Consider the following 20,857-nt stretch of genomic DNA (forward strand, 5'->3'; position numbering starts at 1 on the left):
ATCAATCGATCGGCCTACGGGATCAGTGATAATGGCCGACCTATTTTGATTGAAAGGCCGACCTAAATATCAAAGGTCGTCGGTGCTCCAGACATCTTCGTAACCTGTGTTTTTACAGAATTGAGCATATGTCGGGAGGCTGTTTACAACAACATGCCTCCAAATGTCTCCCGTAGCTGCAATGACCTCGCTTAGCGCACTGGCCTTAGCTTCCTCGCTCAACTCACGGCCAAGCTGATCCACCAGCGTGGCCCCATGCAGCTCACAAATACAGAAGCCCTCTTCCGTATCCATTGTCAGCCCATCGATATTCTCTTCACTGTACCCATGTGCGGCTCGCATAGAGTCACCACAGGCTACCGCTATCCAGCTGAAGTCCACTATCAGGCCGCACGTAGTCTTCAGCTCTATATCACCGGCAGTCTGTCCAATATAGATTGTCTGATCTTCTCCAAGGGAATCATTCGACGTACCGCGCACAGTGAGGTTACCAGCGGTCATTACATCCACCAGCTCTAATAGCTGAAGACCTGTGATTGTTCTTTCTGTCGATTCAACCATGATCAGGCTCCTGTGGATCAGCGGTAAAGCTTGTGAAAACCTCGTTGAAGAGTTTTCCCCTCGCATGGCACCGTCTTGATATAGCGGCATGAATAATCAGGAGGCGTACCTTTTTCAAAGCAGGCCGGTAAACAGCTACATTAGATACGGCGTCATCAAGCAGCGTCTTAGGCTCGGCCGCAATTCTCAGTGGCGTATTAGTAGCATCCTTTTTCATGCCAGGTAGCTGCTGGAACGGAAGCAACGCACTGATAAATAGATCAGCGTCTTCGTCGTTGGCACTACTCCAGTCAGCATCCAGATAGCTTGCAGATGACAGGAAATCAACGATGGCTTCAACGATCCATTCACTGCGGCGATCCGAATCGTGGTAGACCATTCTCTTCTCAAGGTCGTCCAGCAACCTTACGTTAATCTGCGTAGTGCGGCTGGTGGATCGCTTTGCAGCTACAGCAACATCCTTTTTGGGCGAGATCAGTGCCACATTATTCCCCTACAACATTCTCTATCTGTGAGAGAACTTCGATCAGCTCCCTCACTGCTTCCTTCGCATTACCCGGTTGGCCAGGCAGCAGTTCAATTCCGTTCGAGCCCAGTATATTTGAGAGCTGATCGATACACTGATTGCTAACCATTTCGATTTCGGCCTGGTCCTCGGCAGGAAGCAGGTTATATACGATAGGATCCTGTAACCCTGCTTCACCTGCACCTGCAGGGGCTGTATTAGTAACAGCTTCATGCTGGCGTAGGGTGGGTACCTCAACCCCCTGAGCTGCTCCATTCAGTTCTGCAGGGGCTGGGGTTTCATAGCCGTTTGATCCAGCTCCAGTATCTGACCCAGCTCCTGTATCCACTGACGCGGCAACCGACTGCTGGACGCCACTCACGTACGTATCTTTCGACGGCTGTTCCTGCGTCAACTGAATGTTGCCAACTCCAGAATCACTCGATGCAGCCAGTTGCGGTTGCGGCGGGGCTGGTGGCTGGTCAAGCGTGGTTTCAGGCTTGATACCAGCGATGATATCCGCCTGCGCGGAAGGATGCTTCGCTAAGAAGTCATAGAGCCAGCGCGGGTGCTTGATCCCCTTCTCTTCAATGTGATCAAGCACAGCCTTGTAGGGCTTCTTCTTGTATATAGAGAGGTAAAGCTTAGCGTTGGTCCGATCCAACCCTGTCAACGCGCGTAACGCTGCGTTTGTTGGTTCTTTGCCATTCTCCTCTTTATACAGCTCAATCAAGCGCGCCAGGCTTTCGAACTTCTCTTTCAGTGTGAGCCCATCGTGATTATTGTTCTCACGAAAGCTGAATGCACAGCTGGTTAGATCCATTCCTTCAGCGCTGGTACGCAGGGCTTTGGAAATCTGGGCGGGGTAACTCTCCAGCCCAATCAAGTGCGATGCCAACGTCCGTCGGTTGCCAGCATGGATAGTATGCATCTGACCATCATCAGCCGGGCTCACTTGAATAACAGGCAACGGCAGTTCTTTCAGAGATTGGATATTCAGGCTGATAGCCAAACTGATTAGCGCCTCATACCAGGACTCGTTTTGCTCTTTGCTGGCCCAAGAGATCTCGGCAGGAAGCTCACCAAAAGCGGGAGCAATAACATCTCCTTCCTTTACTCTGACTAAAGGCTTCACATCCGCCAGAATCTGATCAGGGCTCACACCACCAAACTTACGATCGTTATCAGGGTTAAAGAGCAAACGATCCAGCGGGATCGACTGAATCCGGGCCTGGTTACCCTGGGCAATCATGTCTTGGATACCAGTACTCACCCGGCTGGTCACAGCAGGCTTTTGATCCTTCGATCCTGAACTCTTCGAAATTAGCGGCATAAGCCTACCCTTTGCAGCACATTGACCGACATCTTTTCCCATTCCTTCCGGCAATCGTGAGAAGGCTTCAGGCCATACGGGGTTTCTGGAGCAGCATCAAGCAAATCCATGGTCTTAATGCTTGGTCGTTCTTTGATGAGATCCTCGACCAGCAGGTCATCGCCCACCAGCTCACGGGATTCAGCGATAATCTTGCGGTGAACAGCCAGTCGCGTATCAACCTTGGTAGGCAACACTCCGATCAGGCTGCCTTGGTTTTCTTGATTCACCATATCCAGCATCCCGTATAGACCCTCTAACGATTTCTGCTCTGGGATAATCGGAATCAGCACATCAGTTGCTGCACGGACTGCCGCGCGTGAACAGATGCCCTTGGCTGGTGGCGTATCGATGATAATGAGGTCAAAGAGTTCAGCGAGTTCGGGGTGCTGGAGGTATTCAGCGAACTGTTCGATTGCGCTCGCTGGCAGGCCCTCTAAATACGTGTTTTCCGCCTTGCACGGTAACAGGCTCACGTTCTCAAGCTTTGTTGGATACACGTCAATGTCGCCATTCTCGAACAAAGCAGACGAGTCATAGCGAACACCATCAAGTTCAGGCGGGATCGCTGCGGCTCCTCCGTCCATCGTGATCAGCATTGATGACAAGTTGCACTGCGGATCCAGATCAATCAACAGCACCCGCAATCCTTGAAGGCCAGCAAATGCGCCAAGAAACACAGCCTCCGTGGTCTTGCCTACACCGCCTTTGTTGTTGGCGATTGCAAGCTTTACTAGTCCGTTAGGACTCCTAGACATCTCCATACTGCTCACTCCCTATATCCCTTTTGCTCTTGCAGCAAAAAACAAATCAGACAAAAACATATCAAACAATAAGCTAAAAACATAGCAAAAAATTATAAAAAACCAATCAAAACCATAGACGAAAAAACAAAGCACAAAGGCTTGATAAAAAACATAACAATTACTAGGATAAAAACAAATCAGGACAACATAGATAAACTATCTTAAGGATTTAGGCTATGATCAGATCCCGCGTATCGGTACAGACTCCAAATGGCGTAGTGCGTGCAGTTATCGTCGTGGCTCCAAGGACCAAGCGAATAGATGTTTTTGATTCGAATGGCAATATTATTACGTCAATTTCTCACTGGGATCAGTATGACTACCTTTTAGCGAGCACTAACGGCGAATAGGAGCTAATCCGCTATGAACGCGATACCTCTCTTCTACGTCGGTGCTGGAGGCTCTGTAAGACCGCTGAGCACATTGCCTGGCCAAGTCCGCCAGGCGCTTATACGGGTAGTTCGGGACTGGTTGAAGGATGCCACGACGGAACATCAAGTACTTATCTCAGCTTCCGGGGCTATTACCGAACGCAAAGGGGCTGTTTGTTTTGGTGCTGAACAGCGAGGGGAGTTCTCATTCACCCTAATATTCAGCAATAACGTTCCGACAATTTGCCAACGGCATTGCCAGCACGTCCAAAGCGCAGTTATGCATGAGTTGCTTAAACGAAAAGGCATTTCGCATGATCAGATTGTCACACGCTTCTCCGGTGTACCGGATAGCGACTGATGACGGCAACAGTTACATCACCGCATGCAATTTGTGGCATGCAGAGCAAGAGTGTGAGAAACGCGGCGCAGCAGAACTGTGCTATCTGATGCGGGTGGATGGCCAGCCAACATGGGTACCGGCCACATCACAATCGAACTACGACACTGAGCGATTCAGTGAACTCAAACGATTATTCCACCGCCTTGGTTGTGACTTTGATCGGCACGGACGTTCTCTCTTTGCACATGTGACATCCACCAGCTTCGATGTTGTTGTGAACATCACCCGGCTGCCGGACTCACGCAATTACAAATCGGTCTCTGATGCGAATCTGGATTGGTTCGAGAATCGGATTAACTCTTACATTGAAAACAGGAACTAGTCGTGAACAAAACCAGGACTCTCATTACCGCAGCCGTCATTGCTGCTTTGGCTCCAATGACAGCTGCAGCCCAGTCGATGACTCTCGATTACTCAGCTGGCGGAGGGCTTTACATGATACAGATGGACTGTGAACGTCATGCAGCGAATTTCTTTGTCGTGCGGGTAACCGCGGATCGGGGCAACCATCCTCGCCTGAACCGCTTTTTTAAGGACTCTAAAGCTTCGTGGTGCCAGCAGAAATCCACCGCATCCTATAAGTCAAAGCATTCAGTCGCTGCCGGCGTAAAGTATCATCGCGGGCACCTTATCGCTGCAAATACAGTAGACAACAGTCCTGAGCGCGTGGCCAACAGCTTCTTCATGACAAATGTGTTGCCTATGACCGTTCAGCTCAACACTGGAGCCTGGAAGCGTGCTGAACAGATGGTGGAATGCCTTCGGGAAAATGAACCCGTTACCGTAATGGGAGGGCCATTGTGGGGAGGGCCGCATAAGAACGACTATTTCGTAAAAAGCCACGGTATAGAGACTCCCTCTTACTTCTGGCGCGTCACTCTAACAAATCGGTATGCGATCGGCTGGATCATGCCTAACTCTGTTGAAGCGAAAGCCCGCATGCTGCCCCAGTATCGAGTAGACCTTGAGGAGATCTCTAAGCGTATCCGCTCTGCTCCCTGGGCTCCCTACACGATCGGAGGCACTCCACCAGCGAAGTGGTTGAGTCTGCCGGACTCGAACTGCAAGAAACGTCATCTCTCGTAGATCACGGTCGAATGAGTTTCTTTGAGCCCTCCCCTGGGAACAGCACTCCAGCTTGTCCAGCGTGTGGATCCGACGCCATGGCTCATCAATGTAAAAGCCCCATCCCCTCTGAAGCCCTCTACCAAAAGAATGGTTGGTATTGCGGTAACTGTGGCGCGGGGCCTTATCGCCTTGGCAACGCATCTGAAGCTGAAGCAGCACGGGTTGCGATACAGCTACTCAACTCTCACCAGAAGCAACAAGCGTAATCAACATCAAAAACTGACGGTGACGCATGAAACGATATCAAAAGGATTACAGCATCGACGGATGGCCTATCACAGATAACGGCCGGCCCATGGATAAGGATGCCGTCATAGCACGGCTGAATGAGCTGCAAGCGGCTTGTGATGCAATCGATTGGAAACCTAAAGCAGTTGTCCCTTCCGACGATCTCCTCGATGAGCGTGGGCATGGAGTATTCAGGGCATACAGACCTGGCATTGCCCTTGAGTTTGCCAGGCAAGGGTATGTGACATACGACAAGTACTTCGGATGGAATGATCCCGCGTTTACTTATTGGGCTGTGCTGTTACCCGGACCCGGCCCTCATCAGGATCCGCAGACGGGAGATCAGCAGCCATGAGTATTGAGCATTGTTATGTTTGCGGCGAGCGTCACGATAGCAATGAGAAATGCGCGCCCGAAGCCTTTAGCTACTACCAATGCAAACATTGCCAGTCACTTCACTACTTACCTTGGGATGTCGAAATCTACTGTGGCCTGGAAGGAATGACCTGCAACTGTCACGCGAGTGCCAGCCAGGCATGGCAGGGAATTACATATGCACAGTATCGACAGCTGGAAGCAAAAGCTGAGGAAGATCAGTCTGACAATAGCCTGCTTAGGAATGCTGATCCGTCCCTCCTAGAGCTTGCTGCCACAGGGCTTACAGCCTTAAATATTGAGGCTTCAGAGAATGCCGTCACAGGCGAGACAGGGCTAGACATAACCACGATCAATCGCCCCGGTACCACGATCTGGAAAGACCCAAAGACCGGCGAGGAAAGATATACGCCTCCTGGCGATCGTATGTACTCAACAGCACTGATGTTTGCCGTGGGCCAAATAGGTGAAAACGGATCACCAGAGTACTTCGATAGCTAATCCCCTATTCGGGAAACCTGCACCAGATAAGGATCATCAGATGAAACCCTGCAAGCAACCGAAGCACATCAAGATCGGCTTAGTATTCTATTCGGTGGACGCATACTTTGACCCGGAAAAGAACAGCACTACCACTGAAGTAAGCGAGTGGTACGTCAGATCAATCAGGGCCCTTCGAGGGACTATCAGCAGGCACGGGATAAAGTTTAGAGGCGGTTTTCAGCCCAGAAAGTACGTAAACCTCACACGAAAGAACGCATACACCTGGGTTAAGAAAAGTCGACAGCATGGTGATTTCGGCTGGGCTTCGAGCATATCAAAGTACGACCGTCAGCAATTCAGGTTGGGGGACGAGCACCTACCCTTCGGCCTCTATACCACCAAACTGCAAGCCGCTAAACATGAAAGAAGTGCCCTTAAGAACTTGCTACAAGACTCAGAGAAGTGGATTGCCAACAACCCTGACGCAGACCAGGTGCTTATCGCTGAAGAGAAACGAGAGGTACATGGCCTCCAAAAATCACTGGCAGCGATAGAGCGAAGAATCAAGAAGCTTTCTCACTAATGAATACCGGATTATAAGGACCGCTTACATGACTATTGAAATCCCTAAATACGTTGCTACCCCTGAATACGGTGAAGAGTGCATCAGTTTCTTCGGTGCTGGTGATACTCCTGATGAGGCACTGGCAAACTTCATTGCTCAACCGATCAGAGACTATGCCAAGGAAGTTGGTGTAGCTGCAGGCGAAGATATTGAAGTTCAAATCTGGACTGCAGGGACTGCGGCAGAGGCAGGCTGGAGTGAGAGCGAAGCACCTGACTTCAGTTGGTTCCTATTGAAGAAACTGGACACCAAGAACGTAGTGCTACAGAAAAACTTTGATAACCAGATCGCTTTAGCGATGCAATCCTGCTCAGAAAACTACATTGCTGAAGTCATAGACTCTATCGAGTTTGAGATCCACCGTAAGCTGAGCGATGAAGAACATGATTTCGTAGAAAAAGAAGTTAGGAGGATCATAAGCAATGATACCAAGAGCCTGGAGGAGGCGTTGGACAACGCCCACAACGCCCTGCAGTGCGTGCTAGTTTCCGGCGCAGCTGACCCTGAAGTAGAAGATATGATTCAGCGAGGTTTGAACAATCGCCCCCAGAAAAGTACTGCCCGCCGATCCTAATCAGCCCACGTCAGGAAAAGTACACCAGTTAACTAGGAGACCGATGGCACATGAGTAAAGCATCCGACACTGAATCAAAGATCAAGGAAATGGATGACTTCATTAAGTCACAGGGAGCCGCAGAAACGATTCAGCGACTGATTGCCGAGGGCGCATTATTCGTTTCCAATCACTCAGGCGGCAAGGACTCCCAAGCCATGCTTATCAAGCTCCTCGATCTAGTTCCAGCCTCACAGCTAATAGTTGCTCATGCCTCCTTGGGGGAAATGGAATGGCCCGGAGCCCTGGAGCTGGCAGAAGATCAAGCGGAAGTTGCAGGGCTTCCCTTTATCGTCGCAAAAGCAAACAAGACCCTATTCGAAATGGTTAAAAGACGCTTCCAGAGCCGTCCCGAAGTCCCCAGCTGGCCATCGGCATCAACCAGGCAATGCACAAGCGACCTGAAGCGCGACCCGATCCGACGAGAAGTAAGGCGATATGCAAAAGCCCACGGCTTTACCAAGATCGTCAACTGCCTGGGGCTGCGTGCCCAGGAATCACCAGGCCGCGCCAAGCGCCAACTTTTTAAGATCGATAGGCGCGGCTTCAACAGTGTAGCCCACTGGTATGAATGGCTTCCAATCCACGAACTGAGCACGCCGGAGGTTTTCGCAACCATCACCCAGGACGGCCAGAAACCGCACTATGCCTATAGCCTGGGTAATCAGCGACTAAGCTGCGTCTTTTGCATGATGGCCAGTGAAAACGACCTACGTAACGGAGCGAAGCACCACCCGGCTCTGCTCGATCAGTACGACAAACTAGAAAAGCAGACAGGCTACACCATGCACATGAGCCAGATCCCCATTATCACCCTGGCTCAGGCAAGCTAACCCGTCATGAAATACCTGACCTAAGTCGTCACCGGCCAGGAACGCTAATAAACCACAGAGGCTTTTATGGAAAACAACGATTTCGAAGAACTGCTATGCGTGGTAGCAAAAGAGGTTACGGATAACGCCAAACCAATTGAATGCGAGGAAGGCTCCGGCGCTTTCGTATCTGTAGGAGCTGTAAACAGCGCTGTTTCAAAGATGCGCCGAGCTATTCATGACCCTGAATACAGAGCCTCTCTAATAAGCGGCGCTTAATCAAACCCACCATGATTTAACAGAAAGTACACCAGCTCCCAAATAAGAAAGGATCTGCAATGAACATAACGGACGACTTCATTAACAGCCTCTTTGAGGGCACCAACTTTGGTGAAGCCATAAACAACAGCGTTACGAAAAAGCGCAACCTGATCGCAAAGACCTTGCGCAACCAGCTAGACGGCTTCTGGTCAGGACACACAGCCTACAGCATTGTTGTAACTGGCGGCCTTCTTCTAGACACCAAGAGCGGGCAGCCAAAGCACCTCACAGCCATTGGAGAGGCATTTATGAAAGAGTACGAATCTAAAGACTCCGGTAAATCCGTGAACGAATGGACGGCTATTAACATCCCTGAAGATATCGACATCAAAGGCAAGGAAGTACTGATCTGGGACGGCTGCGACCATCATATTGATTACGTCGATATATGCCCTGAATCAGGAACGTTTTACATGGCCAACGGCACCGAGCCAACCCATTGGAAGCCTCTAGATAGACCACAGGATCCGCGCCCTATAAAGCACGATGTATGACAGCACTCCCTAAAAAGCAAAAGAGCCCTAGCGGGCTCTATTTATGCCTGTACGGAATACATGCAACCAGGACCCAGCTGAACCACTATTTCGGCGTGCTTAATCGTTATAACTACATCAAGCGTCCTATCTGATACATTCTGATAGATCCGCTTGTTTTCCGCTTGATCTTCCTCAAAAACCTCCTTGAGGCGACCTTCATAATTAGGGTATTCGAAATAAGGTGTGGGGACAGGCGTAGCTTGCCCCCATTTCAATCGCCCTAGTGTATGTGGATTATGGCGCCGTAATTCAAACTGGGACTTCCCTTAAGACACCCTCCAGGAAGTCGAGACCTATACGGTACTGAGCGAACCTTATGCTTGGCTTCAGTAAACAGCATCCGCGCTCTTAATGCTTCAAAGCTGTATCCGCTTCCTTGTCTATACATCGCCTTAATCTGAGCGTTGATAGACTCTGTATAGGCGTTGGTATATGGGTGGTCGAAGTAGCTGAATACTTGATCGTGCCAATTATCGACGACACGGACCAGATCCCCGTACTTCCCTCTCAGTCCAGCAGGCACTGATTGCTTCCATTCAGTGTAGAGCTGCTCAGATTCATGTCTGGAGTTTGCTTCATATATCTCATAAAACTTCTCTTTGGCGTCATATGCCGCTGCCAATAGCGGATAGTTGAGAGTCCATCCTTCAAGAAGGAATTTCTGCTGATCAGTTAACTGGCATCGGCGCTTCAGCAACAGAAAGCGGTCATTTTTTAGCCCTATTCTCTGTTTCGGGCTAAGCTCCAGCCTTACTTCTTTCCGGGCCTTTTCAACTGCGTCATTGGCCATCCTCACCACGTGGAACTTATCAATAACCACAACCGCCTTTGGCAGCATCTGCGCTACAGCTTCACGGTAGGGTCTCCACATGTCCATTGTCACAACCTGAACCTTTTCAGCGGCATCGAGCTTGCCCAGCGCTTCGATAACAGTTGCCTTTGTTCGGCTATGCGCCATATCAAGTAGCGTCCTCTGCTCAATGTTGGTTAAGACCAGGCGCATTTTCTTGTTGAGATGAACTTCATCAACCCCCAGAACCCGAGGTGTCTCAAACTGATAACTGCGATCCAGTTCAGTAATGTGATCTCTGAATATATTGCGAACGGTCCCTTCACTGATGCCAACCTCTTCAGCAAGGGTGGTATTTGTCCTCACCAGGCATCGACTCTTAATGTAGTCGACAAGCCTTTCAGTGGTTCTATGCTTGTCGCTGATATCCGAACAGCTCTCAATGAATGTTCTATTGCACCCATCACATTTGAACCTTTGTCGATACAGCTGAATACCAACGCGCTTCCCGTGCATTGGCGTATCCATTATCTGCTGACTTTTAACACCATGCTTGCGCGGGCTTGGTTTATAGCAGTGAACACAACGACTTTCCTGCTGATTTTTAATAGAGGCTTTAATCCAGTAGTCGATATTATCTCCGTCGATTTCTTCCACGAAGATGGAAGGTAAGTTAAGCATGAGACTTCCTAATTCAATACTCATTTGTCCATTGGAAAGCATATGCTACACTTTCTGGGATATGTAGCATATGCTTATTTCGAGGTAATGAATGGAAAATCAAGAATATGAACCAATACCGGCACCGGTGACTTGGTTCGGCTCGAAGTCTCGATTGGTAAAGCAAATCACGTCACACTTCCCAGAACATAAGACCTTCGTGGATGTATTCGGTGGATCTGGAGTCGTGTTGCTAGGAAGGCGGCCAAGTAAGGTTGAAGTTTATAACGACATCAATTCAAAAATGGCGGCTTTATATCACGTTTTATCATGCCCCCAAAAAACAGCAGAGCTACAACGTAGGCTGAATTTCACTCCCTATTCCAGGTCCGAATTTGACGCATGCAAGCACGGTGTCGATAGCATTGATGACGAAATTGAAATAGCGCGCCAAATGATCGTAATCCAGAGGCAAAGCCACGGAGGCCTGGGTAAGCAGTGGTCATATTGTGTTGATGCACCTGCTGCAGGCTATAGCGCCAGCGTTCGCAAATTTCACGCAGGCATTGAGAGGCTGAGTGAGGTGTCGCGCCGGATCAGGAAGGTACAAGTTGACAATCTGCCCTGGGAAAGCGTGTTAACACGATACGACCGAGAACAGACACTTTTCTACCTTGATCCGCCTTATATCCCAGAGACCAGGGTCAATGGAAATTACGAACATGAGATGTCGCCTCAAGATCACGAACGCCTGGTTGACCATCTCCTGAAAATAAAGGGGCTTGCTGTACTGTCTGGATATCAACATCCCATTTACTCTCCATTAGAAAATGCCGGATGGCAGCGTGTTGAAATCGACACAATCGCGAGTACAAGTAAGAATCGATCCAAGCGAATAGAGACTCTGTGGATTTCGCCAAACTGCAAAAAGCCAGTTGCAAAAGGCGTAATGCCGCCGACGGATGAGCCAAGCGATCTAAGCAGACAACAACAGGCGGCATACAGAACTCACGAAGTTCGAGTAAGCCAAAGTGAGCAAAAGATCACCGAGGCTATTCGTACGCTGAAGCGACTCAAAAAGAGAGTTTCAAAAGCAGAAGTTTCTCGAATGACTGGTATTAACCGGGTACAGATATCACGTCGATACGCTCATCTGTTTTAAGATGAGCCACACGTTATTACGATTTAGAACCCAGGTGTGAACTGGGGCTCAAGACCCTCAATCCACACCTTATTTCGAATACCCCATAATTATTCATATTCACTAGCTCCTTTGTGACCTTATCCAAATACATCAACACCGGTCATCGATGGTAACACGGGCCTACCAAATACTCATCTGGTCATCTTTTAGCAATAGCTACATAACCTGGCAGCCCTTTTATTCGGCCTGAATCTCGCGCTACTACTGCTGGTGGGCTGATCCTAGTACACCAGCATCCGTCTAAGCTGGACAACTATTGAAAAATGGAGTCGATAGTTTGCTAGTTTACATCCCCACGGATACCTAAATCCGATGGTAACAGACCAGCAGACTGGCCATAAAAAAACCGCGACATTCATCGCGGTTTTTTTATTGTGAAACAAGCACCCAGGTTAGCGCTGTAGTCTACGCTGTGGTCTGGCTTGCCTTGTCTCTAGAAAGCATTGGTTTAACAGAGCAACGATTGAAGGCGTGCTGTCTACATATTCTCTCACTACTTCTTCGCTGGACTCTGGGGCAAGATAGGCATCAGCAACCAGCTCATAGCGATCAGTACGATGCGGAATTGGCTTGCAAACAACTACTTGCCGATAGTCGTTTCTGCGGTAGATTCGCATACCATCCAAGTTCTCGATATCCAATCTCGTATACTCACGTAGCAAAGTACGCCCGCTGTATGAAGAGCGGCGGTACTCCACTTCCATTACTTGTACCGTCTGTAGCGCCATCTCAGTCTCAATCTCAATAAATATGTGTATAAATTACAATAGAATTATGGGCGATTGTATGAAAAGCAGCCAGTAATAGCAAACAGAGCCCCTTTAAGAGGTAGGTGGCTCTGCAACCAAAAGGACTGACTCTTTGTTAAAACCCCAGATGATATCTTCCGGGACGTTTTCGCCATCGTACTCCACAGGAGTACCGGTATCGAACTGAAAGCCCTTCACGCTGCACTCTTTGAGTACTGTTTTCAGTCTGGCGTGGTAGATCCGAACTGTTAGAGCATCTGGGACGTCGCACTCTGCGCCGATAGCTTGCCAAAGGAATTTGCCGGGATCGTGTTGGTAGTTATCGGACACTATGAGTGATTGCGACAACCGTGCAGTACAACGGTAGAGGGTTTTTGCATAGCCGCGATTACTAAATCCTTGGCTTTGCGCGCGCGTACCATCCACGCCTGTTACCTGGTAGGCAGTCTTACCAGCGTAGTCACCGTCTAGCCGAATGGGTATCAGCTTGAGATCAATAAGCAATTCATAAAGTTGCTTATTTTTGTTTTGGAGTAAGACAACAGCGTGTTCACCGTCATTTCGTACAGCGAATTCTACACTGTAGTGCCTCAGTTCATTGCCGACTTTCTCTGAGAAAGATTCCGAAGGACCACTATCTAAGTGATAGGCAATTAAGTCATCGGCAGTCCAAACTACTTGGGGTTCCGGATCGTTTCCATCATATTCGCCATTATCAACAATCGGTGCCACAAGCAATCCCTCTTAATAAATCTCCTAGTCAAAGCCTATTAGAACACTTTTGCTGAGCAGATACAAAAAAAGAGGCCACGAAAGCCTCTTTTTTTCTTTAAAAACAACAACTTAAATTTATGCGTCTTTTTCTTTGCTATTTATTAGTGCTATGCCGTGCTCATCTTGTAGAAGGGCTAGTGACAACTGTAGGTGCTCAGATCGCTGGGTAATAATGCGATCGATGTTCTGAACCCCAGCACTTGCCAGCCTAACGCTGATATCTAACCGTTCCTGCATCTGACGGCGTAGTGTGTTACTACGTCTCATCTGGCGAACAAATGTGTCGGATGGCTGCAGAGAAATACGGCGATCAGTGTGAACTGTGCGACCTGTTTCAAAGTTCATTTTTTTGTCAGAAAGCTGAACATCATAGTCATCAAGTACATCTCCATCCTGAAGGTTCTTGAAAACAGTACGTAACTTCTTAACGTTATCTTTTGTGATGGCGCGTGAGGCTCCCAGTCGCGCTAGCAGCTCAGATCCCTTGCTCGTATAGGGTGCCCTACCCGCTTGAATGTAAACGGCTGACAGATACTTATAGAGCCGCTTTGCGGTATCGGTCTTCAGTACATTCATCGTTTTGTAATCATAGAGGAATAGATCTAGATCTCTTAGAGCTACAGTGATCAGGGGGTGAAGCAACGTGCTGAAGTAATATTCCTGATCATCGCTATCTGGTTGGTTACGTCGAGACCCCTGCACCGTGTTTGATATCAGTGTGTCACCGAGAAATTCGAGCTTTCGGGTGTCGTTCTGCAGGATGATTCGGTAGCGAGCGTTATTGAGTACTTCCAGCCCTTCGAGGATCTGATTGTTGTTATACGGTAGCTTTCCGGAGTTGCGTTCGCTAAGGACCCTTCGTAGATGTGACAACGTAAAGCGAACACGCAAACACTCCTGCTCGCGCTTATCCATCACCTTTATCGGCGTAGATTGCATCGCGATCTGTTTTATCGCATCAAGAATAGATTCTTCCCGGGGGCCACAGTGTCGCCAGATCTTGCCACTGACGGTTTTGCTGCCGGACTCACGTTGCTGAATTTCAGCAGCGGTTCGCTCGATAGTAACGTCATAGTCTCTGACGCGCATGTGGATCGGATCTAGCCGAATCGCATCAGATGTTACATCCAGAGCGTTGATGTGATTCTGACTGTCGCGGATGATTTTTGCTGCTTTCCTCTCCGGATTCAGAGACTGCAAGTTGTATGAAAACAAAGGCAGACCGTCAAAGAGAACGAAGCCATATGAGTGTCCTGATTTCTGTAGCGTAGGGCTAGAAAACAGCGCCAATTGAGATTTCAAATCATCCGTCATAGTTGAAGCCAGGTAGTTGTGAGCCTGAGTGGTTTGTTCACAAGTCCTAATGATAAGTAGATATTGAATATAGTGTAAAGATATAAAATTAAGATCTCAAAGGAGATAAAAGGAGATAAGAGGATATAAAGAGAGGGGTGTATCTCGTATATGACTCTAACTCGCTGATATATAACAATAAACCTTACCAGCTATTACCTGAAAGGAGGTGTGATTTCCCTATTCAGCAGAAGATTGTTTACCCAAGGCAAGAGAGGATTGATTACTCCGATAAGAGGAGGAGCGCTTACCAAGCCGGATTCAGTTAATAACTGGATAGCAACAGGTTATGCACAGGTTGTATTCAGGGCGACAACAGGATCATTGCCTGAGTGGCTATTTCGACGAATCGACTAGCCGACGATGGATCTGTGTCTTGGGCTAGACTGGATTACAAATCTGGCTGACTGATCCCTGTTCCCTCCTCTATGCCCATCGGTGCTCAGCAGTAAAGCGAACCCTTACCAGAGGAGGGACGTTTACCTTAGCTGTTTCCTCTTTAGTTTACCAGTCTACGTCGACTCCCCTACCCCACCAGCAAGACCACCAGCAAGAAATCTAAGTTGGTCTCTGATGGTGCAACCAGCATCAATAGCTTGATAATTGGCATTGGTGTGATTCGGCAAGATCTGTCTGAAGGGCCTGTAGTAAAAGGGCCTGTGAAAATAGAGGAAAGTTTGTCCTATTCTGAACTCCCCTACTAAAGGGGATCGATTGCCCGCCAGATTGGTATTCCTAGATGGCGCTTCTTCATTCCTGCTTCTTTACCTCCATAACCGCTTCGGGCTTTCTCAAATGCAAATGGTGCAGGATGCACCATTAAGAGAGGACTGATTACCGCCTAAATGGCTGACCCATTATCTAATTCCAACCTGTTCCCAAGCCTACCTATCCGGGCAGTGGCTCAAACCAATGGTGTAGCGTGCTCTATAAAAGGAGGATTGATTACCGCTATCGGAGCCAGTACATATCAGCATGTTGCCTGCCACTTCACTATCACCGGCCTGCCAGGTGGTGCAGCCTGCACCACCAGAGGGGAATGATTACCGTAGTAGAACCCGGTATCTATCTGCGGTGTTACCAGTATTAAGTAGCAGCAAGCTGATGGGACACAGACAGCCAGTAAAAGGGGGAGTGATTACCCGCCAGGTTGATATTCCTCGATGGGGCTTCTTTATTTCCGCTTCTCTATCTCCATAACCGCTTAGGGCTTTCACAAATGGAAATGGTGCATCCTGCACCACTAAAGGAGGACTGATTACCGCTATTGGAGCCAGTACATATCAGCACGTTGCCTGCCACAATGGTCCAACATGGCTATGCAATGCCCTATCGCGCCAATCGGGGTGTGCCTGATTATTGATACGACATCCTAATGGGCCAGCCTGGTGGTGCAGGCTGCACCATGGAAGGGGGAGTGATTACCGAAATTGGTTGTCGGCACACATCTGTACTGTACCAGTTCCCGCACTACCAAGGGCCAGCCTGGTGCTGGTGGTGCAGGCTGCAGCACAGAAGGGGGAGTGATTACCGAAGTTGGTTGTCGGCACACATCTGCACCGTACCAGTCCCGCACTACTAAGGGCCTGTTTGGTGATGGTGGTGCAGGCTGCACCACTAAAGGAGGACTGATTACCGCTATTGGAGCCAGTACATATCAGCACGTTGCCTGCCACAATGGTCCAACATGGCTATGCAATGCCCTGTCGCGCCAATCGGGGTGTGCCTGATTATTGATACGACATCCTAATGGGCCAGCCTGGTGGTGCAGGCTGCACCATGGAAGGGGGAGTGATTACCGAAATTGGTTGTCGGCACACATCTGTACTGTACCAGTTCCCGCACTACCAAGGGCCAGCCTGGTGCTGGTGGTGCAGGCTGCACCACGGAAGGGGGAGTGATTACCGAAGTTGGTTGTCGGCACACATCTGCACTGTACCAGTCCCGCACTACTAGGGGCCTGTTTGGTGATGGTGGTGCAGGCTGTACCACTAAAGGGGGAACGATTACCTACCTGCCAGTTTCGGGTCTTACGTCTGCCTATATGTGGAGATTAGCTGTACTGAGATGGCAGCTATTTGCCACTAAGAAGTCACAGCTAATCGAGTGCACATGATGTGTCACTTTGATATGAGCTAGCAGGTAATCAGTTGCCAGTAATATGCCAGCAGAAAACGAGAAAGGTCAGATAGAGAAGAAGTCACTGAAAGAAGTGGGCTCAATGCTGATCGCATACAAGAGCCCGAGGGGAAAGCGGAGGCTTATAGCTGAGGTGCGATGTTAGCTTTGTTAGTGTGGACGATTGCTCTCAGTGAGTCGATCTGAGCCAGTTGCTCATCAATAGCATTGATTGCTTCATAGCATGCATTACGTGTTCCTGGATCTGTGATATACGGTGCAATACTCTGCCAGTGCAAGCAGCCGTCTGAGACCAACGACTGCCAATGTTGGAGGTGCTCCAGTGAGGCTGTAGCCCATTGAGAATGAGTGTCGGTCTGAACATCATCGTCTGCGAGAAGATATTCAAACCCTTTGATGACTTCAGCCACGTCGGTCTCTAAGCCTTGCATCGTTGTTAGTAGGGATCCGTAGGTATTCGCGAAATCGAATAGTTCTTTATTAGCAAGCTGCTTTAGCCGGGGGTGTGAGTTGTCGTTTGCATCCACCAGCAGATCACCAACAGTGACACCCGCGATAACTTCGTGCTGAGCAATTTGGGATGCCGTCAGTGCATCTTGCATCAGCCTTCTAGATCGCTCAAAAATCTGTTTGTTAGATTCGTCTCCGTCTAATGGCGCATTGTGAGATCGGTACGGGCGCTGGTTTGGGGTTGTAGCGGAGCGAAGCAGGGGGGCTGATACTTTTATCGACACATCCGATTCTGAGATCTGATACTTCGATGCAAGAAGTTTCTTAATGTCTTGCTCAACGGAGAGAGGATCGACATTGCCGACTTGCTTTTTCATTGCCACAGATACCGGCAAGTATTGCTCCGGGGTGATATTGACCAGGCTATCGAGGCGTTTAGCTAGCTCGTCTTTGAGGTGCCCTGGGGGAACCATGTTTACTAATTCGATATAGCGCGCTGCAAATTGCGCGCGATCATTTACTGTCGAAAGACTCCCATCAGCTTGTGCAACGTGCACTATCCAGTTTGCCAGCGACATTGAGTTGCCTAAGAGGTCTAGATACTTGTCAGCTCCATAGTCGCGTATGTAGCTATCTGGATCGTGGTCAGCTGGCATAGAACAGCAGTAGAATTCCCGATCTGCTGTGGCAAGGGGAAGCACTTCTTTTAACGCCTTAGTTGAGGCGATCGTTCCTGCAGCATCACCATCAAACGCGAAATACAGTTTGCCCGTATAACGTAGAGCTTTCTGTAGCTGTTGGGAGGTTACCGCTGTTCCCATTGGGGCCACCGCAACTGGAAGCCCTGCTGCATGATGGCGGATGACATCGATATAACCTTCAGTCACAACAAGATAGTCCGGTTTCCGGTTCGTTAACTGTAAGCTTTCGTATAGTCCAAACAGCTCCTGGCCCTTCTTAAACACGTCGGTCTCAGGACCATTGATATATTTCGGTTTCTCATCAGTCAGCGTGCGAGCACCGAACGACACAACTCGGCCAGAAACATCTCTGATGGGGAACATGAGGCGGTTTCTGAACCGATCGTAGAGCTTAGCTTTTGTTGTTTCTGTCTTTGGCTCATATACGGCTAGACCTGCGGCGCTGATTTGAATTGCGCGCGCATAGCCTCCCGCTGCAGAACACAACGCACTCCACTCGGCTGGTGACGCGCCCAGTTGGAAACGCGAAATTATCTCATCTGGAATGCTTCTACGGGCCAAATGGGAGCGTGCTGGAGAGTGGGCGTTATCGAGCATGGTTGCCTGATAAAATTGCGCAGCAGTACCCAGCAACTTGAAGCTAGTTGCCCGTCTCTTATCAGCCTGCAGCTGTGCGGCATTTTTCTCTTCAGTAGGCAGTTCAATACCTGCTTCATTGGCCAGCTTCTTGACGACCTCAACGAAGTTAAGTCCTTCATATCTCTCGATAAAACTGAACACATCACCACCGCCGCAGCCGGAAAAGCAGTTCCATAGCTGCTTCTTCGTATTGATCACCATGGATGGATCATTGTCATCGTGGAACGGGCAGCAGCACTTCAGGCTATCGTTGCCGCATTTATGCAGCTTAATGCCATAGCTCGCAGCGACTTTTTCAATAGGACTTTGCTGTTTAACCTGAGCTAAGAAGGCTTCTGAGAATCTCTGGGAACTCATTGCTTAAACCTTTGTTAGAGGATTGGCTGGAGTAGGGGGCAGTGAAATGACGATGAAGAATGCTGATCAACGGGCGATGGCGTTTCCAGCATGGGGCTAGGTCGACCAAACCAGTAGCCTTGAAGTAGTACTGGATAGTCTCCCAGATGCTTTGCGACGAATGCATAGTCCTCTGAGGTCTCAATTCCTTCTATCACAGTAGATAGATCCAACTCTGATGCAATCTGCACCAGATTCCGCAAGATAACTAAGGCCTTTGGGCTCTTAGTCGCCGCTCGAAAGAGAGACTGGTCGAACTTGATACCGGTAATTGGTAACTCAACTAATCGGGCAATCCCACTTTCTCCCGCCCCGAAGTCATCCAGGACAACTCTGAAACCCGCGGCTCTTAGCTGCTGGATCTGCTGCTTTGCGATCGTTAGATCAGAGAGGGAGTAGTGCTCCGTTATTTCGATGTGAACATCGTTTGCTGGAAAACCTTTGCAAGCCTGGACCAGCTCATCTCTCAATTCTGGAGTCGAAAGTAACTTGGCGGGTAGGTTGATGGTGATTGCTATGCTGGCGTGTAGCTTTCGGACATTGCCTGTTGCCAGTGAAATCATTAGCTGGGTCAACTGCATCGCTTTAACCGGCGAAGCTTCGACATGTCGAATAAATCGCCCTGGGAAGACTAAGCCATGCTCTGCGCATTCCCAACGTACTAACACTTCAAACAACGTCGGCTTGCGAGATGAATGGAGAGGCACGATGGGTTGAAAGTAGGGCACGAGTCTTCCAGTAGGGTTTTCAAGCTCCTGCTCTACATCTATCAGATAGCTATCCATCGTACGCCTCATCACGTCTGTTCGATTAATGATCTGTTCTTATATCATCGTTTTGGTAATAATATCGGATAATTATATTAATGGTATTCAGAAATGATTAACCCGAAAAGATCAATATTCGTATCGATTAATGACTTAGGGGCTATCGATTTGTCAAAGCTCGCCGAGTCTATGACTCGATTTCAGTTCACTGAGTGTAAGCCTGAAGAAGAGGAGTCGTGGGGGTTTACGCCAGCTGAAGACTGGATTGAAGGGCAGGAGATTTTATACCAGGCCGATCAATTCGCCTTAGTGACGCTGAGATATGATCGCAAGGTCCCGAAAAAGTCACGGCTATCCCGATTATGGAGAGCGGCATGTGAGAAGAAGAAGAAAGAACTCGGGGCTGCTTTGGACAAAGTACAGCGTGAAGAAGTTAGAGAGCAGGTTAAGAAAAGCTTGCTTCCTGAGACGAATCCGAGTGAGACGATCGTGCAAGCAATCGTTGTGCGAGAGTGCTGGCTTGTCGTGCTAACTAGCAACTATGCCGATGCTGATCTCATGGTCGAGAAGCTAAATCGTGCCCTGGAACCCCAAGAGAAGCGTATCTCTTGGGTGTCTACATCCGTAAAACCTGAACTTTCTGAAACATTGACAGCGATGTTGATGAAGCCTGAGATAGCGGAAGCCGCTGGATACTATGTTGGATCCTCAATGCGACTCGAAAAAGAAAAGTCAGGCAAAGCCAACTTACGTGATCAAGAAGCGGATACTGCTGAAGTCCGTGAACACTTGCATGCGGGAAAAGAAGCACATGCACTTCAGGTCATTCAAAAAGACTCCGACCCTGAGATTAAGTTTGTCATCACCAACAAGCGTGCATTGACACAAATTGATATGAAGAACGTGCTGAAAAGGCAAGCTGATGAAGAGCTAGGGGAATCGCAAGATGCAGACGCATACAAGCAGGGTATGTTTGTGATTGCGTGCAAAGCGCTGCTTGAGTTGTGGAGTTCTGTCGAGACCCTGCCCACGGATCCGGCTGAAATTATGGACTAAGTCTCGTATATGTAAAGAATATTGCTTTGTTCAGCTGTTG

At 48.9% G+C, this 20,857-nt stretch carries 20 protein-coding genes; 11 read left to right on the plus strand and 9 right to left on the minus strand.

Going from position 1 to position 20,857, the window contains the following annotated elements; translation table 11 throughout:
- Positions 1-69: 69 nt before the first annotated feature.
- From Q354_RS0123425 to Q354_RS0123440, 4 genes are read right to left on the minus strand one after another with little or no spacing between them, the layout of a single operon-like run.
- A complete protein-coding gene (locus Q354_RS0123425) occupies positions 70-561 on the minus strand; it encodes a hypothetical protein (RefSeq protein WP_027859747.1) in 492 nt (163 codons plus the stop codon).
- Positions 554-1,045 carry a hypothetical protein gene (locus Q354_RS0123430; protein ID WP_027859748.1) on the minus strand — a complete coding sequence of 164 codons (492 nt, stop codon included), beginning with the start codon at positions 1,043-1,045 and terminating at the stop codon, positions 554-556. The genes Q354_RS0123425 and Q354_RS0123430 overlap by 8 nt, the downstream gene beginning before the upstream one ends.
- Before the next feature lies 1 nt (position 1,046).
- Complete coding sequence (locus Q354_RS0123435; RefSeq protein WP_156948483.1) at positions 1,047-2,399, minus strand: hypothetical protein; 1,353 nt, start codon at positions 2,397-2,399, stop codon at positions 1,047-1,049.
- Positions 2,390-3,202: a ParA family protein gene (locus tag Q354_RS0123440; RefSeq protein ID WP_027859750.1), complete on the minus strand. Its 813-nt coding sequence runs from the start codon at positions 3,200-3,202 to the stop codon at positions 2,390-2,392. The genes Q354_RS0123435 and Q354_RS0123440 overlap by 10 nt, the downstream gene beginning before the upstream one ends.
- 727 nt (positions 3,203-3,929) lie before the next feature.
- On the opposite strand from Q354_RS0123440, the gene Q354_RS0123445 reads away from it, so the two are divergent.
- The 9 genes from Q354_RS0123445 to Q354_RS27745 all read left to right on the plus strand — a co-directional run bounded on the left by Q354_RS0123445 (position 3,930) and on the right by Q354_RS27745 (position 9,097).
- Positions 3,930-4,340: a hypothetical protein gene (locus Q354_RS0123445; protein WP_027859751.1), complete on the plus strand. Its 411-nt coding sequence runs from the start codon at positions 3,930-3,932 to the stop codon at positions 4,338-4,340.
- A 2-nt stretch (positions 4,341-4,342) separates the two neighbouring features.
- The gene (locus Q354_RS0123450; protein WP_027859752.1) at positions 4,343-5,104 is read left to right on the plus strand and encodes a DNA/RNA non-specific endonuclease; all 762 of its coding nucleotides are present in this window, start codon (positions 4,343-4,345) and stop codon (positions 5,102-5,104) included.
- 274 nt (positions 5,105-5,378) lie between these two features.
- Positions 5,379-5,729, plus strand: a complete 351-nt coding sequence (locus Q354_RS0123455; RefSeq protein ID WP_027859753.1) for a hypothetical protein — start codon at positions 5,379-5,381, stop codon at positions 5,727-5,729.
- Positions 5,726-6,250 (plus strand): hypothetical protein, encoded by a 525-nt coding sequence (locus tag Q354_RS0123460; RefSeq protein WP_027859754.1) that lies wholly within the window; start codon positions 5,726-5,728, stop codon positions 6,248-6,250. The genes Q354_RS0123455 and Q354_RS0123460 overlap by 4 nt, the downstream gene beginning before the upstream one ends.
- A 40-nt stretch (positions 6,251-6,290) precedes the next feature.
- Positions 6,291-6,815, plus strand: coding sequence for a hypothetical protein (locus Q354_RS0123465; RefSeq protein ID WP_027859755.1), 525 nt, complete (start codon positions 6,291-6,293; stop codon positions 6,813-6,815).
- Between the two features lie 28 nt (positions 6,816-6,843).
- The gene (locus Q354_RS0123470) at positions 6,844-7,431 is read left to right on the plus strand and encodes a hypothetical protein (RefSeq protein ID WP_027859756.1); all 588 of its coding nucleotides are present in this window, start codon (positions 6,844-6,846) and stop codon (positions 7,429-7,431) included.
- Between the two features lie 50 nt (positions 7,432-7,481).
- Positions 7,482-8,303: a phosphoadenosine phosphosulfate reductase domain-containing protein gene (locus Q354_RS0123475; protein WP_084332738.1), complete on the plus strand. Its 822-nt coding sequence runs from the start codon at positions 7,482-7,484 to the stop codon at positions 8,301-8,303.
- A gap of 66 nt (positions 8,304-8,369) precedes the next feature.
- Positions 8,370-8,561, plus strand: a complete 192-nt coding sequence (locus Q354_RS0123480; RefSeq protein ID WP_027859758.1) for a hypothetical protein — start codon at positions 8,370-8,372, stop codon at positions 8,559-8,561.
- Positions 8,562-8,620: 59 nt separating this feature from the next.
- Complete coding sequence (locus tag Q354_RS27745) at positions 8,621-9,097, plus strand: hypothetical protein (protein ID WP_051560584.1); 477 nt, start codon at positions 8,621-8,623, stop codon at positions 9,095-9,097.
- A 262-nt stretch (positions 9,098-9,359) separates the two neighbouring features.
- Here the strand turns inward: Q354_RS27745 and Q354_RS27025 are convergent, their stop codons facing one another.
- Entirely contained in the window at positions 9,360-10,652 is a 1,293-nt protein-coding gene (locus tag Q354_RS27025; RefSeq protein ID WP_051560585.1) for an ISL3 family transposase, read from the minus strand.
- A 49-nt stretch (positions 10,653-10,701) separates the two neighbouring features.
- On the opposite strand from Q354_RS27025, the gene Q354_RS0123500 reads away from it, so the two are divergent.
- The gene (locus Q354_RS0123500) at positions 10,702-11,751 is read left to right on the plus strand and encodes a DNA adenine methylase (protein ID WP_027859759.1); all 1,050 of its coding nucleotides are present in this window, start codon (positions 10,702-10,704) and stop codon (positions 11,749-11,751) included.
- Between the two features lie 863 nt (positions 11,752-12,614).
- Here Q354_RS0123500 and Q354_RS0123505 read toward each other — a convergent pair.
- From Q354_RS0123505 to Q354_RS0123520, 4 genes are all read right to left on the minus strand, one after another.
- Entirely contained in the window at positions 12,615-13,274 is a 660-nt protein-coding gene (locus Q354_RS0123505; RefSeq protein WP_027859760.1) for a hypothetical protein, read from the minus strand.
- A gap of 117 nt (positions 13,275-13,391) precedes the next feature.
- Positions 13,392-14,630, minus strand: coding sequence for a hypothetical protein (locus Q354_RS0123510; RefSeq protein ID WP_027859761.1), 1,239 nt, complete (start codon positions 14,628-14,630; stop codon positions 13,392-13,394).
- Positions 14,631-16,930: 2,300 nt separating this feature from the next.
- On the minus strand, positions 16,931-18,955 hold the full coding sequence (gene dnaG, locus Q354_RS27030) for a DNA primase (RefSeq protein ID WP_036231360.1): 2,025 nt from the start codon (positions 18,953-18,955) through the stop codon (positions 16,931-16,933).
- Between the two features lie 14 nt (positions 18,956-18,969).
- Positions 18,970-19,779 (minus strand): EAL domain-containing protein, encoded by an 810-nt coding sequence (locus Q354_RS0123520; protein WP_027859762.1) that lies wholly within the window; start codon positions 19,777-19,779, stop codon positions 18,970-18,972.
- A 93-nt stretch (positions 19,780-19,872) separates the two neighbouring features.
- On the opposite strand from Q354_RS0123520, the gene rdgC reads away from it, so the two are divergent.
- Positions 19,873-20,817: a recombination-associated protein RdgC gene (gene rdgC, locus Q354_RS0123525; RefSeq protein ID WP_027859763.1), complete on the plus strand. Its 945-nt coding sequence runs from the start codon at positions 19,873-19,875 to the stop codon at positions 20,815-20,817.
- Positions 20,818-20,857: the final 40 nt, after the last annotated feature.

Source organism: Marinobacterium jannaschii DSM 6295, from assembly GCF_000620085.1.
In the GTDB taxonomy this organism is placed as follows: domain Bacteria; phylum Pseudomonadota; class Gammaproteobacteria; order Pseudomonadales; family Balneatricaceae; genus Pontibacterium; species Pontibacterium jannaschii.

Excerpts from the sequence above, each read along its gene's own strand:
- Q354_RS27745 (WP_051560584.1), top strand. The coding sequence starts at position 8,621 with ATGAACATAACGGACGACTTCATTAACAGCCTCTTTGAGGGCACCAAC.
- Q354_RS0123465 (WP_027859755.1), top strand. The coding sequence starts at position 6,291 with ATGAAACCCTGCAAGCAACCGAAGCACATCAAGATCGGCTTAGTATTC.
- Q354_RS0123425 (WP_027859747.1), bottom strand. The coding sequence starts at position 561 with ATGGTTGAATCGACAGAAAGAACAATCACAGGTCTTCAGCTATTAGAG.
- Q354_RS0123475 (WP_084332738.1), top strand. The coding sequence starts at position 7,482 with ATGAGTAAAGCATCCGACACTGAATCAAAGATCAAGGAAATGGATGAC.
- Q354_RS0123445 (WP_027859751.1), top strand. The coding sequence starts at position 3,930 with ATGATCAGATTGTCACACGCTTCTCCGGTGTACCGGATAGCGACTGAT.
- Q354_RS0123510 (WP_027859761.1), bottom strand. The coding sequence starts at position 14,630 with ATGACGGATGATTTGAAATCTCAATTGGCGCTGTTTTCTAGCCCTACG.
- Q354_RS0123520 (WP_027859762.1), bottom strand. The coding sequence starts at position 19,779 with ATGGATAGCTATCTGATAGATGTAGAGCAGGAGCTTGAAAACCCTACT.
- Q354_RS0123455 (WP_027859753.1), top strand. The coding sequence starts at position 5,379 with ATGAAACGATATCAAAAGGATTACAGCATCGACGGATGGCCTATCACA.
- Q354_RS27025 (WP_051560585.1), bottom strand. The coding sequence starts at position 10,652 with ATGCTTTCCAATGGACAAATGAGTATTGAATTAGGAAGTCTCATGCTT.
- dnaG (WP_036231360.1), bottom strand. The coding sequence starts at position 18,955 with ATGAGTTCCCAGAGATTCTCAGAAGCCTTCTTAGCTCAGGTTAAACAG.
- Q354_RS0123435 (WP_156948483.1), bottom strand. The coding sequence starts at position 2,399 with ATGCCGCTAATTTCGAAGAGTTCAGGATCGAAGGATCAAAAGCCTGCT.
- Q354_RS0123460 (WP_027859754.1), top strand. The coding sequence starts at position 5,726 with ATGAGTATTGAGCATTGTTATGTTTGCGGCGAGCGTCACGATAGCAAT.
- Q354_RS0123440 (WP_027859750.1), bottom strand. The coding sequence starts at position 3,202 with ATGGAGATGTCTAGGAGTCCTAACGGACTAGTAAAGCTTGCAATCGCC.
- rdgC (WP_027859763.1), top strand. The coding sequence starts at position 19,873 with ATGATTAACCCGAAAAGATCAATATTCGTATCGATTAATGACTTAGGG.
- Q354_RS0123470 (WP_027859756.1), top strand. The coding sequence starts at position 6,844 with ATGACTATTGAAATCCCTAAATACGTTGCTACCCCTGAATACGGTGAA.
- Q354_RS0123500 (WP_027859759.1), top strand. The coding sequence starts at position 10,702 with ATGGAAAATCAAGAATATGAACCAATACCGGCACCGGTGACTTGGTTC.
- Q354_RS0123480 (WP_027859758.1), top strand. The coding sequence starts at position 8,370 with ATGGAAAACAACGATTTCGAAGAACTGCTATGCGTGGTAGCAAAAGAG.